At 71.2% G+C, this 15,987-nt stretch carries 8 protein-coding genes; all 8 read right to left on the reverse strand.

Annotated features, from left to right (window positions below; all coding sequences use genetic code 11):
• Positions 1 to 71: 71 nt before the first annotated feature.
• On the reverse strand, positions 72 to 1,901 hold the full coding sequence (locus ABZS64_RS06010; protein WP_355823754.1) for a GMC family oxidoreductase: 1,830 nt from the start codon (positions 1,899 to 1,901) through the stop codon (positions 72 to 74).
• 28 nt (positions 1,902 to 1,929) lie between these two features.
• The gene (locus ABZS64_RS06015) at positions 1,930 to 3,546 is read right to left on the reverse strand and encodes a succinic semialdehyde dehydrogenase (RefSeq protein WP_355823757.1); all 1,617 of its coding nucleotides are present in this window, start codon (positions 3,544 to 3,546) and stop codon (positions 1,930 to 1,932) included.
• Between the two features lie 155 nt (positions 3,547 to 3,701).
• Positions 3,702 to 5,336, reverse strand: a complete 1,635-nt coding sequence (locus ABZS64_RS06020) for a serine/threonine-protein kinase (RefSeq protein WP_355823760.1) — start codon at positions 5,334 to 5,336, stop codon at positions 3,702 to 3,704.
• Between the two features lie 102 nt (positions 5,337 to 5,438).
• Positions 5,439 to 7,088: a serine/threonine-protein kinase gene (locus tag ABZS64_RS06025; RefSeq protein ID WP_355823763.1), complete on the reverse strand. Its 1,650-nt coding sequence runs from the start codon at positions 7,086 to 7,088 to the stop codon at positions 5,439 to 5,441.
• A gap of 29 nt (positions 7,089 to 7,117) precedes the next feature.
• Positions 7,118 to 8,716, reverse strand: a complete 1,599-nt coding sequence (locus tag ABZS64_RS06030; RefSeq protein WP_355823766.1) for a serine/threonine-protein kinase — start codon at positions 8,714 to 8,716, stop codon at positions 7,118 to 7,120.
• A 102-nt stretch (positions 8,717 to 8,818) separates the two neighbouring features.
• Positions 8,819 to 11,437: a protein kinase gene (locus ABZS64_RS06035; protein ID WP_355823769.1), complete on the reverse strand. Its 2,619-nt coding sequence runs from the start codon at positions 11,435 to 11,437 to the stop codon at positions 8,819 to 8,821.
• Between the two features lie 138 nt (positions 11,438 to 11,575).
• On the reverse strand, positions 11,576 to 13,885 hold the full coding sequence (locus ABZS64_RS06040; protein WP_355823771.1) for a serine/threonine-protein kinase: 2,310 nt from the start codon (positions 13,883 to 13,885) through the stop codon (positions 11,576 to 11,578).
• Between the two features lie 307 nt (positions 13,886 to 14,192).
• Positions 14,193 to 15,899 carry a glycerol-3-phosphate dehydrogenase/oxidase gene (locus ABZS64_RS06045; RefSeq protein WP_355823773.1) on the reverse strand — a complete coding sequence of 569 codons (1,707 nt, stop codon included), beginning with the start codon at positions 15,897 to 15,899 and terminating at the stop codon, positions 14,193 to 14,195.
• Positions 15,900 to 15,987 lie beyond the last annotated feature (88 nt).

The following is a 15,987-nucleotide window of genomic DNA, read 5'->3' on the forward strand; positions in this document are numbered from 1 at the left end:
ACCCGGCCGTAAAGCCAGAAGGCCGCTGCACTCGGAGGGGGGTGCAGCGGCCTTCGTATGTCCGGGACGGGTCACGCCTTCGGCGGGACCGCCGGGATCCCCAGGAACGGCAGCCTCAGCGCGCCGAACGCCGAGTCCGGGACCGCCGGGGACTTCGGGGCCACCGCCGGGAGGCGTTCGTATGTCGCGCCCTGCTGCGGGCGTGCGTCCTCCTCGCCCTTGTTGGGCCAGAGCGACATCGCCCGCTCCGCCTGTGCCGTGATCGTCAGCGACGGGTTCACGCCCAGGTTCGCCGAGACCGCCGCGCCGTCGACGACCGAGATGCCCGGGTGGCCCCACAACCGGTGGTAGGGGTCGATGACGCCCTCGTCGGCGGAGGCGCCGATCGGGCAGCCGCCGAGGAAGTGGGCCGTCAGCGGGGTGCCCATCAGTTCGCCGATGTTGGAGCCCGCGAAGCCGTTGATCTCCTCGGCGAGGAGCGAGGCGGCCCGGGTGGCCTCCGGGATCTGGTTGGGGTTGGGTGCGCCGTGGCCCTGGCGGGCGGTGAGCAGACCCTTGCCGACTCCCTTCGGCTTGCGGTACGTCGTCAGGGAGTTGTCCAGCGACTGCATGACAAGGCCGATGATGGTCCGCTCCGACCAGCGGCGGCTGGAGAGGGAACGGAGCGCGAGCCAGGGGTGCCTGGCCATGCTGCCGAACCAGCCCGCCACGCGCGCCCGGGTGTTGTAGGGGACCTGGAGGATCGTCAGGCCGCCCATCGCGTTCGAGCCCCTGCCGTAGCGGACCGGCTCGATATGGGTGTTCTCGTCCGGGTGGATCGAGGAGGTGATCGCGACTCCGCGGGTGAAGTCGACCTTCTCGGCGCCGTGCCGCTTGCGGTAGCGGCGGTTGTCGGTCATCGCGCCCACCAGCGCCTCGGAGTTGGTACGGGTCAGCTCGCCCAGCCGGGCGGAGACCCTCGGCAGCAGCCCGCTGTCCTTCATCCGGTGCAGGAGGGTCTGGGTGCCGTACGTACCGGCGGCGATGACGACCCGTCGCGCCGTGAACGTACGCCCCTTGCCCTTGCGCTTGTTGTCGCTTGGCAGGGTGTTGACCGCGAAGCCGCCCCGCGAGTCCTCGGTGACCGTGACGACCGAGGTCATGGGGTGGACGACCGCGCCCGCCTTCTCCGCCAGGTAGAGGTAGTTCTCGTTGAGGGTGTTCTTCGCGCCGTGGCGGCAGCCCGTCATGCACTCGCCGCACTCGGTGCACGCCTTGCGGGAGGGTCCCACTCCGCCGAAGTACGGGTCGTCGACCTCCGCCCCCGGCTTGGCCTTCGACGTGCCGTCGGCGTCCTCGCCGTCGCCGAAGAAGACGCCGACCGGGGCCATGTGGAAGCTGTCGCCGACGCCCATCGCCTGTGCGGTGGCCTTCAGATGGACGTCCGAGGGCGTCATCGTCGGATTGAGCCGCACGCCCAGCATCCGCCTGGCCTGGTCGTAGTACGGAGCGAGCTCCTCCTGCCAGTCCGTGATGTCCTTCCACTGCGGGTCCTCGAAGAAGGGCGCGGGCGGCACGTACAGCGTGTTGGCGTAGTTGAGCGAGCCGCCGCCCACCCCCGCGCCCGCCAGCACCATCACATTGCCCAGCAGATGGATGCGCTGGATGCCGAAGAGGCCGAGCGCCGGGGCCCACAGATAGTTGCGCAGGTCCCAGGAGTTCTTGGGCAGCGTCTCGCGGGTGAAGCGGCGGCCCGCCTCCAGGACGCCGACCCGGTAGCCCTTCTCGGTCAGCCGCAGCGCGGAGACCGAGCCGCCGAAGCCCGAGCCGACGACGAGGACGTCGTAGTCGTACGCGGAGTCGTCGTGGGCGGCCAGGGCGCCGGATTCGTCCTGTTTCTGGGCAGGGGGTACCTCGGGCATGGCTCTCCTCGGTGCGAAAGGGGCTGTATCAGCGCAGGCGCAGGGCCTTCATCGCCTTCAGGCTGCGGCTCATGAACGCGGCGTACTTCTCGTCGTCCATACCGAAGGACGGCGCCAGCGGCATCAGCCGCTGCTGGGCCACGGTCTGTGCCTCGGTGTACTTGAGGATGCCTTCCGAGCCGTGGCGCCGGCTGAGGCCGGAGTCCTTCATGCCGCCCATCGGGGACTGCACGCTGCCGTACGCGGGGGCGTACCCCTCGTTGATGTTGACCGTGCCGGTGCGCAGCTTCGCGGCGACGGCGTGGCCGCGGCGGCCGTCGCGCGTCCAGACGCTCGAATTCAGGCCGTACGGAGTGGCGTTGGCCTGCTTGACGACCTCGTCCTCGTCCTTGAAGCGGTAGATGGAGACGACAGGGCCGAAGGTCTCTTCGGTGCATACGGCCATCGGGGCCTCGACGCCGTCCAGGATGGTCGGCTCGTAGAACAGCGGGCCGATGTCGGGGCGCGCGACGCCGCCCGCGACGAGCGTGGCGCCCTTGGCGACGGCCTCCTCGACATGGCGGGTGACGGTCTCCAGCTGGCGCTCTCCGACGAGGGAGCCCATGTCTGCGCCGTACGCGAGGGAGTTGCCGAGGCGCATCGCCTTCGTACGGGCGGCGAACCGCTCGACGAACGCGTCGGCGATCGACTCGTGGACGTACAGGCGCTCAATCGAGATGCACAGCTGGCCCGCGGAGGAGAAGCAGGCACGGATCGCTCCGGCCGCGGCCTTCTCGATGTCGGCGTCGTGCAGCACCAGCATGGCGTTCTTGCCGCCGAGTTCGAGGGAGACGCCGACCAGGCGGGCGGCCGCGCCCTGGGCGACCTCGCGGCCGGTGCGGGTGGAGCCGGTGAAGGAGACGTAGTCCGCGTGCTTGACGACTTCCGGGCCGACGACCGGGCCCTCGCCGAGGACGATCTGGAAGACGCCGTCGGGCAGACCGGCCTCGATCAGCAGGTCGCGGGCCCACAGCGCGGTGAGCGCGGTCTCGGTGTCGGGCTTCATCACGACGGCGTTGCCGGAGACGAAAGCGGGCAGCGCATCGCCGACGGAGAGCTCGAACGGGTAGTTCCAGGGGGCGATCTGGCCGATGACGCCGCGCGGCTGGCGCAGTTCGGTGGTCTTGGTGAGGACGGGGACAACGCCCGTGTGCCGCTTGGGCTTGAGATAGGCGGGCGCCTTGCGGCCGTAGTGGCGGGCGGCGACGGCAACGGCCTGGACCTCTTCGTGGGCGTGGAGACGGGCCTTGCCCGTCTCCAGCTGGATGAGGTCGAGCACCTCGGCCTGGCGCTCGAGTACGAGGTCGTGGAAGCGGAGCAGGACGGCGGCGCGGGCCCGGGCGGGGATGGCGGCCCACGCGGGCTGGGCGGCACGGGCACGCTCGAAGGCCTCGGCCACGTCCTCCGGGGTGGACTCGGGCAGATCCGCCAGCTTCTCCCCGGTGAAGGGGGTGTGGTTCGCGGTACGGCCGGAGCCGATCACTCCACGGGTGAGCTGGGCGACCACCTCGGGAGTGACCACGTCGGCCGCGGTGCGCGCACCGGCCGGGGCGGCTGCTGTCGGGTTGGTGCCGGGGGCGGCTGCGGGGGCCTGCGAGTCCGTCATGGGGGCGAGAGTATGCCGCATCCGGAACTTTGGGTACCCGTCGGTAACGGCTTTTCACCAGGCCCTCACCATCGCGCCAGCGATCACTGGCAGATAAGTCCTGATCAGGGCCGCGTCCCGGCTTTTCCAGGCTTCAGCCGCTCTCGTACACGCACTTACAGATCCTGGATCCTCAGATGCTTGACGACCTCGTCGAAGAGCGTGCCGCCCTCCTTGGAAGCCCAGCCCTCGGCCGGTCCGGAGACCCGCAGCCGCCAGTAGACCTCGCTGCCGGACTTGCCCGTGGCGACGACGCGTTCGTGCCAGCGGTAGCGGACCGGATTGTCGTCGCTCACGCCGTACGGCACGTAGTCGACGAGCGTGTCGAACGCCTTCTTGCCCTGCTGGGTCGTGGACGAGGACGTCACCTCCTGGTCCTTGATCTCGACGGCGTCCTTGCCGCCCTTCTCGTAGTACGTCCGCCATACGTCCGCATCCGGCTTGAGCTCACCCTCCACGGCCTTGGTGTCGATCCGCTCCAGGAAGACCTGGAAGACACCGCTCGGATCGGAGTACGTCACCGAGTTGCCGCCGTCGCCCTCGACCCGTTCGTACTCCGCGGGCACGGCCATGCTCGCCGACACCACCTCACGGTCCGGGCGCACCTCCCAGCCCGCCGGGATCCCGTCGCCCCCGAACGGGTCGACCAGGAACAGAACGACCGCGACGGCCACCGCAAGCAGCCCGCCGCCGAGCCCGAACTGCGCCTTGCGGTTGCCCTGGAGCACCGGCGGGACCCACCGGCTGCCGCCCGCCGCCCCCTGGCCGCCGCTCGCGAAGAGCTTCGTCGCATCGAGCGGGACCTGCGGCGGCCGCGCCACCGACTCCAGCGTCTGCCGGATCTCGGCCGCGTCCGGCCGCATCGCCGGGTCCTTGCGCAGCAGTTGCATGACCAGCGTGCCGAAGGCCCCCGACCCGCGCGCAGGCATCTGCGGTTCGGCGGAGAGTACGGCCTGCAGGGTCGCGGGGCTGTTGGAGCGACGGTACGGCGACATGCCCTCGACCGCCGCGTAGAGCACCACGCCCAGCGACCAAAGATCCGACTCGGGACCCGGCCGCTGCCCCAACACGCGCTCCGGTGCGATGAATTCGGGCGATCCGACGAAGGCGCCGGTCTCGGTCAGCCCCTGTTCGCCCTCGACCTGCGCGATGCCGAAGTCGGTCAGCACGACCCGTTCGCCGCGCCCCAGCAGGACGTTGTCCGGTTTGACGTCACGGTGCAGCACCCCGGCTTCGTGCGCCGCCGTGAGCGCGCCGAGTACGGCGAGGCCGATCCTGGCCGCCTCGCGGACGTCGAGCGTGCCGTCCTGGAGCCGGTCGGCGAGCGACTGGCCGTGTACGAGCTCCATCACGATCCACGGCTTGGCGTCCTCGATCACCACATCGTGCATGGTGACGACGGAAGGGTGGTCGATACGGGACGCGGCGCGCGCCTCGCGCTGCATGCGCAGATAGACCTTGCCCCGTTCGGATTCGCCCAAGTGGTCCGGTATGCGCGGCTCCTTGACCGCGACCTCACGGTCCACGACCTCGTCGCGGGCCCGCCAGACCGTGCCCATGCCGCCGTGCCCGAGGCGGCTCACCAGCCGGTAGCGGCCGCCGATCACCCGGCCCGTGTCCGGGCCCGTATCAGGGCCGGCATCGGGGACGGTGGACGGCAACTCGGTTGTCTGGGTGGGCACATGTGCGGCGTTCGGCGGCCGAAGCCCGTAACTGGTGGGCTCGCCGGCCCGTCCCCCATCGTTGGTCATGCTCACATCCTGTCCAACTGAGGTGGTGGATGCCACAGGAGCAGGTGACCGGATGCAGACCCGTGACGTCGGCCTGTGGACGTCGGCCCGCGGGTGTGGACGTCAGCCCGCAGGTGTGAAGGAGTCCAGCGCGGTGTCGAAGTGCCGCCGCGCCTCGTCCGTCCTGCCGACGGGGGCCGAGACCCACACGTCGTACATCTTCCCGTTCTCGTCCCAGCAGATGTCGAACGTGTGCCGGTCCCCCTCCGCCTTGGAGAAGCCGTTCCAGGTGAACTCCCAGAGTGCGGCGGACAGTCCGTTGTGCGTGGTCGGTGTGACTTTGCCGTCGCGGTAGCCGGGGTTGGTGTTCGGCGCGTCGGCGTCCGAGCGGCGCATCGATCCGAGCGGCCCGTCGGAGGCCGGGCTCTGCACCCGGATGCCGATCCTGATGCCCTGGTCCGGCGCCATGTAGTAGACCCGCTTGTCGTCCTGGGAGCGGGAGAAGCCCTCGGGGACGACGAGCGCGAACCCGTCCGGATCGGAGACCGAGAGATACCCCTCGGGTGCCACGGGCTTCTTGGCGGGGGGCGGCAAGGCCGAGGTGGTGACGGTCACGGTGGGGTTCGGCCTGGCGTTCGCGGCGGGCGTCTGTGCGGTACGCACCGGAGGCGCGCTGCTCATGGCAGTCGGGCCCGGAGCTGCCCCCGTTCCGCCCCCGCCGTCGTCCTGGAGCAGGACGGCGGCCGCTCCTCCCGCCCCGGCGATCGCGGCGACCAGCGCCGCCGCGACGAGCAGCGGCGCACGCCGGCGTCCGGCACGCGCGGGCTCCGGGGCGGCCGGAGCGGTCACGGGCTGCCGCGGCGCGGGCTCACGCGGCGTCGCCGTGCTGTCCTGGCGGGTGTCCCGGCGGCTGGGGATGTCACGCCCGGCGGAAACCGGTACGGCCCCCGTCGTGACGTACGAACGCAGCAGCTGCTCCGCCTCCGTCGCGCCGAGCCGCCGCTCCGGGTCCCGCTCGAGGAGCCCCAGCACGACGGGCAGCAGCGGCGCCGCCTGCGCGGGCGGACGGATCTCGTCCTCGACGACGGCGTGCAGAATGCCGCCCAGCGAGTCGCGGCGGAACGGCGATTCGCCGCTCAGCACCGCACACAGCAGCACCCCCAGCGACCACAGATCGGACTCGGGCCCGGCTGTTTCGCCCTGCATCCGCTCCGGCGCGGTGTATTCGGGCGATCCGACGAACGACCCCGACTCGGTGATCGTCGTGGACCCGGCGAGCTGCGCGATACCGAAGTCGGTCAGCACGACCCGCCCGGTGGACTCCTCGAGCAGTACGTTGGCGGGCTTCAGGTCGCGGTGCAGCACCCCCAGATCGTGCGCGGCCCGCAGTGCGCCGAGCAGCGCGAGCCCGATCCGAGCCGCCTCCGCCACATCGACGGGACCGCGGCGCGACATCCGCTCGGCGAGCGAGCCGCCGTCGACCAGTTCCATGACGATGTACGGAAGTCCGTCATCTACGACCACGTCATGGACGACGATCACATGCGGATGCTTGACCCGGGCGACGGCCCGGGCCTCGCGCAGCGGCGCGGCCGCGGAGGTGTACGGGGACGCCGAACGGCCACCCCTCGCATCCTCCGGATGGAGCTCCTTGACGGCGACACTGCGGCCGAGCAGCTCGTCGTCCGCACGCCATACTGTGCCCATGCCCCCGCGTCCCAGCCGGTCCAGAAGCCGGTAGCGGCCCGCGATCAGCCGCGTTTCCTCGGACACGCAACTCCCCCTCGATCAGCCTGCGTCCATCATGCCGGAGGACGCCAGCCCTGGAGCATGGTGTCGAACTGCTGACGCGTCGTCGCCCAGTCCTTGGCCGGGCCCGACATGTAGAGCGCGTACTCCGTGCCGTCATCCTCGACGTACATCTGGTCGATGGCACGGCGGGGACCGGCGAAGGTCTTCTTCTCGGTCCAGGTGAACTCCCAGCGGGCGGAGTTCACCTGGTCACGGTAGGTGTTCTGGCCCAGCTTCAGCCTCTTGTACTTCGGAAGCCGCTTCTCGAGTCCCTTCTCCATGTCCAGCATGTGCATATACGGATTCTCGAAGTCCGGCGAAGCGTTACTGCTGATCCGGATGCGGTGCTCGCCATTGTCGGGCGTGTAGTCGATCTGGTCGCCGTCCATCTGGCGCGTCCAGCCGTCCGGTACGAGCAGGCTGAAGCCTTCCGGCTCGTTCACGCGGTGCCAGCCGGGCGGCACAGTCGAAGTGCCCGGCTTGGTCGTCGCCTGGGTGCCCGTACGCCGCCCGCCATCGTTGTCGCCGCCCGCGTACTTCATGGCGGCAAATCCCGCACCGACTCCCACAACGGCCGCAAGTACGACGACGATCGCGGCCCTGCGCAGCCTGCCGCCGCGCCGGGTCCGCGCCGCGTGAGCCGTCACACCGGAGTCGGGACCGGGTACGGGCATCGGAGCGGCGGGCGTCGGCACCGGAAGCTGCGTGGTCGCGGGGCGGGTGTGCCGCTGTGTGGTCCGCTGTGGCGGAACCTGCGCAGCCCGCGGGGCCGCCCGGCGTTCGCCCATCGCGTCCACCAGCAACTGCTCGGCCTCGGCTGCCGACGGGCGGGCGGCGGGGTCCTTGCGCAGCAGCGCCATGATGACGGGTGCCAGCGGGCCCGCGTGATCGGGATGACGCGGCTCCTCGCCCACCACGGCCTGCATGCTGGCCAGCGGCGACGAGCGCCGGAACGGCGACTCGCCCTCCACCGCCGTGTACAGCGTCGCGCCGAGCGACCAGAGGTCGGACGCGGGTCCCGGGTCCGCGCCACGTACCCGCTCGGGGGCCAAGTAGTCGATGGAACCCACGATTTCCCCGGTCCGGGTGATCGTCGAGTCGCCCTCGATCGCGGCGATCCCGAAGTCGGTGATCAGCGCCCGGCCGTCGCGGTTGAGCAGGACGTTGGCGGGCTTGACGTCCCGGTGAAGCACTCCGGCGGCGTGCGCGGCGCCCAGCGCGCGCAGCACGTGCAGCCCGATGCGGGCGGCCTCGGCGGCCGGGATGCGCCCGGACTCCTTGGCGGCGTCGGCGAGCGACGGCCCGTCGACGTACTGCATGACGATCCAGGGGCGGGCGTCGTGTTCGAGGACGTCGTGCACGGTGACCACACCCGGGTGGCTGATCCGGGCCGCGGCCCGGGCCTCCTTCTGGGTCCGGGCATGCAGAACGATCCGGTCCGCCTCGGATACATACCGTCCGGCGGTCAGCTCCTTGACCGCGACGACCCGGTGCAGCACCTCGTCGTGCGCGCGCCACACCTTGCCCATGCCGCCGCTGCCGATGGTCTCGCTCAGCCGGTAGCGTCCGGCGAGCAGCAGACCCGCGCCCGTGCTTTGACTGTGTTCCACGTCCCCCGCCCAGTTCCTTGGGATGACAGGTTACGGAGGGGAAGTACGGGCGCGGAAGCCCGGATGCCTCAAGTGACCTCGCCGTGATGCTGGGCCGTGATGCTAGCGCGTGGTCCGATACGCCTTCGTGGCCTCCTGGTAGACCTCGTTCACCCTGTCGCGCTGGTCGTCAGGACCGATCACCTGGATGACGTGGTAGCCGCCGTCGACGATCAGGGCGAGATTGCGTACGTACACCTCACGTCCGTTGCTGTCCTGCCAGGTGAACTGCCCTTCGGCCATGGCCCGCTGTCCGACGTCGATACGGCGCAGCCCGGACGCCCCGGCCCAGGACGAGTCCCGCCACGGCTGGAGCTCGCGCTCCTTGTCGCGCTGATACGTCAGCGGATCGTCGCCGTTCGCCTTCACGGTGTCACGGCCGGGGACGACGATGAGAATGAAGTCTCCGTCGGTGTAACGGACTTGGCCGACGTCGTTGATGGGGCGGCGCTGCCAGGACTTCTGAACGGCTGTCTGGAAGCCTTCGGGGTCCTTGCGCAGCACGTATCCGGTCGGGAGGTTCCCGGCGGGTGCGGAGGTCTGGGGCTGCTGGGCGCCGGGGCTGGTGGCGGGAGTCGACGGCTTGCTGTCGGGGGCGGTGTTGTCCGGGCTCGGACTTGCGGCCGGCGGACGCCCGCCGTTCCTGCCCTGAGAACGGTCCTGCTGCTGCGAGTCGGCCTTCGGCATGAACATCACGGCGTACGCGACAGCCGCGACCAGAAGAAGCAGAACCAGCAGCAGGAGGGTGCGGCCCAGCGACCGTGGGCCGCGCCGCTCACGCTTGGACTTCTTGTGGCGGTGGCGGCCGTGCACCATCTCGGCCGAGCCGCGCCGTTTGCGTACGAGCTCGCCCCTGCGCCGTACGACAGGCAGCCGGGAGCCGTCGACCGCGGCCGAGGGGACCGGCACGACGTCCATCCCGGCCTCGGGCTCGGGCGCGGACCGTACGAGCGAACGCAACCAGCCGCGCAGCTCCTCGAAGTCCGGGCGCTCCAGGGGGTCCTGGCGCAGCAGCGACTCCACGACCGGGCGCAGCGGCCCGCACTCCTCGGCGAACGCGGGCGGCTCGGTGCAGACGAGCTGGACCAGCTCGACCGCACTCTCCTCGGGGTACGGGGCGTGGCCCTGGACGGCGCGGTAGAGCAGGGCGCCGAGCGCCCAGAGGTCGGTGGCCGGGCCGACGGGGGCCGCCAACTGCCAGTTCTCATGGACCGGTCCGGCCTGCTCGGGGGCCCATCGCTCGGTGACGGCGCCGACGACTGCGATCCGTGCCTGCCGGGCGCGCTCGGCGGCGAGCGGTGTGGCGGGGCCACGGTAGGCGGGGGTGCTGCCGCTCGCGACGATCTCGTCCCACCGCCCCGTGGCCGCCTGGACCTCGGCGACGACCGGCTGTCGCTGGGCGTCGGCGCGCAGCGCCTCGCGGGCGGTCCCGCCGTGACCGGAGGGTGCGGGCACGTTGCTGGTACGGGGACTGGGGAGCGCGGGGCGGGTGCCGTACGGGTCGTTGTGGGCGCGCGGTGCGGGACTGCCGGTGCTGTGGCTGCCGGTGCCGTGGCTGCCGCCCGCCGGGAGGGGGCGCGGGCCGTCCTGGGCCGGGAAGGGGCCGTCGTGCCACGTACCGGCCAGCCGGGCGTGGCCGGGGCCGGACCAGCCGCCGTCCTCCTCGTCGTCGATCTCGTCGTCGTCGATCTCGAGGACCGGGCCCGGCTCGCCCGGACGCCTGGCCCACCAGTCCGGGTCGAAGCCCGCCTGGACCGGACGGTCGCCCTCGCGCTGGTCCTCGCTGACGCGCGCCGCGGCCCGCGCACCCGCGCGGTACGCCGCGATCGCACCCGCCCTGGCAGAACGGAGGTCCGGCACACCGGTCCCGGGCCCCGGCAGGGGGGTCTGAGCGCCGGGCGAAGCCCCGTACGGACCGTCGTCGCCGTCTCCGTCCCGGTCCTCGTCCCGGTCGTCGTCCCCGTCCTCGTACTCCGGGTCCGCGTACGTCTCCGCCTCCAGGGGCGGCGGTTCCCCCGACGGCTCCGGCAGCTCCGACAGTTCCGACTGCTCCTGCGGCCCCGTGACCCCCGTCAACTCGTCCGGAGGACCCGGCACCGGGGCGTACCCGCACAGCGCCTCCTCCGCCGCTCCCGACGCCAGTCCGGTCAGGACCACGCGCCCGTCGTCGCAGACGAGGACCGTACGGGAGGTGATGTTGCGGTGGGTCCAGCCGTGCGCATGCAGCACCCGCAGCGCGGTCAGTACGTCGGAGGCGACCTCGGCCGCCCGGTACGGACTGAGCGGCTTCTCGGCGAGAAGCGCGGCGAGTGGCCGCGCCGCGACCCGTTCGCTCACTATCCAGAGCGAACCGCCCTCGGCGAAGACGTCGAAGACCTGGTCCAGGCGCGGATGGTCGGGTATCTGCGCGGCTGCCTGCGCGGCCTCGACCGCCCGCCGCACGGCCGGGTCCGTGGGCCGCCGTGTCGTACGCCCCTGAGCCCTGCGCTGCACCGCGCCGGCCAAGCCGTCCGTGTCGACGACCTCGGCGTCGATGACCTCCGGCAACGGCACCTGCCGCACCAGGACTTCCTGCCCGCTGTACGTGTCGAACGCGCGGGTCTCGACCAGTTCGTACTCGTCGGAGGGCGGCAGCGGCAGGCGGTAGCGGTCGGCGAGCACCCTTCCCGCATAGTCGTCCACGTCGCCTCCCCACGCGCGCGCTGTCCCCCGGACGGCCCCAAGGGTCGCACCAAACCGTCAATTCCGGTCGTTTGACGGCCTCTTACGACCCCTTGCGGCTGCGTACCGTCCGCGAGCTCTCACGATACGTGTCCTGGCTCAGTCCTTGGGCTTGAATGTGGCGAACGCCGTCTTGCGCAACGTCTCGCACTGCGCGCTGTGCCACTCGCTCGCCTTGCACGTGATCATGATCGAGTAGCCGTGCTCGGCATCCACCTTGAAGCCCCTGTTGAGGACTCGTACCCGCTGGCCGCCCTGATTGCGCTCGAACTGCCAGTCGGCGACGGTCGGATAGCCGTTGTACTGGACCGGCCCGATGCCCAGGTGCTTATAGCCATTGCTGCTGGCGGCGGTCGCTGCCCGCGCCGCATTCCAGGCAGCGGCGGCATCGTCCTTGGGACTGCCGTTGAAGTCGACCTGAACGCGCGGGAAGGCACCGCTCTTCCGGTTGAATATCCCGCCGGAGTTCTGGCCCGCTATATCGGTCATCGTGAAGCCCTTGGGCATCGCCATGATGAAGTGGAACTGGTCGTTCGAGACCATGACATACCCGGCCGGGATTCCGTCCTTGCCCGCAGGGCCGTCGCCCTTGGGCCCGCCGGACGGCTGCCCGCTCTGACCGTCAGTCGTCCCGGTGCCGTCCTTGGGGTCGTCCTTGGCGGTGTCCTTGCCCTTGTCCCCGTCCGTGTTGCCGGCGGCACCCGTGTCCTTGCCGCCGGTCGCCCCGGCCGAAGTGGTCTTGTCGTTCCCGGACTTGTTCTTGCCGCCCTTGTCGTCGCCGCCCAGCGTCAGATAGAGCACGGTCGTCAGCACGGCGAGCGCGACGACTGCCGCGATGATCATCAGGGTGCGGCGGGGCACCACATCGGTGAGCGGCGCCCGCACCGGCGCGGGCCGCGCGGCGGGCGTCTGCGGGGCGGGCTTCGGCTTCGGTTCCGGCTTCGCGGCCGCGGCGGCGTTCCGTACGGAGCGCAGCGCACCGCGGACCCGGTCGGCGGCCGGGTCCTTCGGCGTGGCCGGCGGCGCCGGGGGAACCGGCGGCAGTGCGACGACGCGGGTGGCCTCCGGCGACGGCTCGGGCTCGGCGGGCCGCTCCGGCGCCTCGGGCGCGTGCAGCACCCGGGTGAGCAACGCCCGCGCGCCCGCGTCGTCGAGCCGCTGGTCGGGGTCCTTGGCGAGCAGGCCGTAGATGACCTCTTGCAGCGGTCCCGCGTTCTTCGGCGGGTCCAGCGGCTCGGTCATCACGGCGGTCAGCGTCGCGATCGCGGAGCCCTTGTCGTACGGCGGGCAGCCCTCGACGCTCGCGTACAACAACCCACCCAGCGACCACAGGTCGGCCGCCGGCCCGGGCTTGTGACCGCGGGCGCGCTCCGGCGAGATGTAGGAGGGCGCGCCGACGAGCATGCCGGTCGAGGTGATCGACGGGTCACCCTCGACCTGCGCGATACCGAAGTCGGTGAGCACGACGCGCCCGTCCTCGGCGATGAGGACATTGGACGGCTTCACATCGCGGTGCAGGATGCCCTCGCGGTGCGCGGAGCGCAGTACGTCGAGGATCGCGAGCCCGACCTCGGCGGCCCGCCGCGGCGTCAGGATGCCGTCCTCGCGTACGGCTTCGGCCAGGGACTTGCCCTCGACGAGCTCCATGACGATCCACGGGCGGTCGTCCTCGTCGACCACGTCGTAGACCGTGACGGCACTGTTGTTGCGGATACGGGCGATCGCCTTGGCCTCGCGCAGCGTGCGCGTGATGAGGCGGCGCTTCTCCTCGTCGTCGATGCTGTTGGGGAAGCGCAGTTCCTTCACGGCGACGGTACGGCCGAGGGTCTCGTCGACGGCCCGCCACACGGTGCCCATGCCGCCACGCCCGAGCACGCCCCCGAGCCGATACCGCCCGGCAAGCAACCGCCCCTGGGTCTCCCGACCGGAACCCCGCCCACCGGCACCGGCCTTGGCGCCGCCCTGCCCGGCCTTGGGGGCCTCGGGCGTGGCCGCCGCGGACGCCGGCGCGCCGGATTCGGCGGCCGGGGACTTCGACGCGGCGGGCCGGGACGTGGCGTCCCCGGCTTCGCGGCCCGAGTCCTTCGCGGCGCTCTGCCCCGAGCCCGATGCGGACCCCTGCCCTGAGCCCTGCTCAGAACCCTGCCCGGAAACCTTCCCAGGCTCCGTCGCCACCCCGGACCCGGACCCGGCGCCGGACTCCGACTCAGGCTTCGCCGGCCTCGCAGGCTCCGACTCCGACTCCGACTCGAGCTTCGGCTCAGACTCGGGCACCGACCCCGTGTCGAGCTTCTTCTCGGCGTCCTGGGACTCCGTCTTGAGTTCCGTCCCGGAATCCTGCCCGGCGTCCCGCTGGGGCTCATCGGCCGTGTCCCGCTGGGGCTCCCGCGACTGCTCCGCCTCCGACATGCGTCCCCTCTGCGATCCCTGATCTTCGCCCGCGCCTGCCGCTTCCCGCGCGATGCGGGTAACCCGCCCTGGCAGAGCCCCCATTGTCCCTCACTCCGGGACCGGCGTTTCTCCCGGGTCCGCCGTCCGCCTGGACGGGTGAGAAGCATGGGTCCACCCACCATGCCACTACTCGCAGTGAAGGTCACCGCTCCGCTGGTCGGGGCGCTGCCCGACCAAGCGGAGTACACCCCTCCACCTCACTCGTCACCCCGAACCGGCTCTCCACATGGCCGATTTCCACCGGGCCGGGGCCGAAACGACAGGATCAGATCGGCACGATGTCCGGCGCCCCCAGCCGCGCAGCGTCCGCCGTCAGGTCGTCCGGCTGCCGCTGCGACTCACGCTCCGCCTCCACCCGCTTCTCGTAGTGCTCGACCTCCTTCTCGATGTGCTCCTTGTCCCAGCCGAGCACCGGCGCCATCAGCTCCGCGCACTCGCGAGCACTGCGCGTCCCCCTGTCGAAAGTCTCGATCGAGATCCTGGTCCGCCGTGTCAGTACGTCGTCGAGATGCCGCGCCCCCTCGTGCGATGCGGCATAGACGACCTCGGCCCGCAGATAGTCCTCCGCGCTTCCCAGCGGCTCACCGAGCTTCGGGTCGTCGGCGATCAGCGTCAGAAGCTCCTCGATCATCGAGCCGTACCGGTTCAACAGATGCTCCACGCGCACCACATGAAGCCCTGTCCGCGCCGCGATCCTCGCCCGTGCGTTCCACAGCGCGCCATAGCCCTCGGCCCCCACCAGCGGCACGTTCTCCGTGACGCACGCGGCAACTCGCTGGTCGAGCGCGTGCACCGCCTCGTCCACCGCGTCCTTCGCCATCACCCGGTACGTCGTGTACTTGCCGCCCGCCACGACAACCAGTCCCGGCACCGGATGCGCCACCGTGTGCTCGCGCGACAGCTTGCTGGTCGCGTCCGACTCCCCGGCGAGCAGCGGCCGCAGCCCCGCGTACACACCCTGGACGTCGTCACGTGTCAGGGGCACTGCCAGCACGGAGTTGACGTGCTCGAGCAGATAGTCGATGTCCGCGCTGGACGCCGCCGGATGGGCCTTGTCCAGGTCCCAGTCGGTGTCCGTCGTTCCCACGATCCAGTGCCGTCCCCAGGGGATGACGAACAGTACGGACTTCTCGGTGCGCAGGATCAGCCCGGTGGTCGAGTGGATCCGGTCCTTGGGCACCACCAGATGAATGCCCTTGGAGGCGCGCACATGGAACTGCCCGCGCTCCCCGATCAGCGCCTGGGTGTCGTCCGTCCACACCCCGGTCGCGTTCACCACCTGCTTGGCGCGGACTTCGTACTCCCCGCCGGACTCGACGTCCTGCACGCGCGCGCCGACGACCCGCTCGCCCTCCCGCAGAAAGCCGATCACGCGGGCCCGGCTCGCGACATGCGCGCCATAGCTCGCGGCCGTCCGCACCAGCGTCGCCACATAGCGGGCGTCGTCCATCTGGGCGTCGTAGTACTGCAACGCCCCCACCAGGGCGTCCTTCTTCAGGCAGGGCGCGACCCGCAGCGCCTGCCGCCGCGACAGATGCCGGTGGACGGGCAGTCCGCGTCCGTGCCCTGACGACACAGACATCGCGTCGTACAGCGCGACGCCCGATCCGGCATAGAGCCGCTCCCAGCCCTTGCGCTGCAGCGGATACAGGAACGGCACCGGCTTCACCAGATGCGGCGCCAGCCGCTCCAGCAGCAGCCCGCGCTCCTTCAGCGCCTCCCGGACGAGTGCGAAGTCCAGCATCTCCAGATAGCGCAGCCCGCCGTGGATCAGCTTGCTCGACCTGCTCGATGTGCCCGACGCCCAGTCACGCGCCTCGACCAGACCTGTGAAGAGCCCTCTCGTCGCAGCGTCGAGCGCGGTCCCTGCTCCGACCACGCCCGCGCCGACCACCAGCACGTCCAGTTCACGCTCGGCCATCCCGGCGAGCGCCTCGGCGCGCTCCTCCGGTCCCAGTGTCGCTGTCCTCACTGCTGCCTCCCGTCGCCCCCGTACGGTCCCTGCGGTCGGGCTCACAACGTCGATTCTGTCCGCACTCGCCGACTTCAGCCACCGCCTG

It is taken from the genome of Streptomyces sp. NPDC005408 (genome assembly GCF_040606445.1).
Lineage (GTDB): Bacteria > Actinomycetota > Actinomycetes > Streptomycetales > Streptomycetaceae > Streptomyces.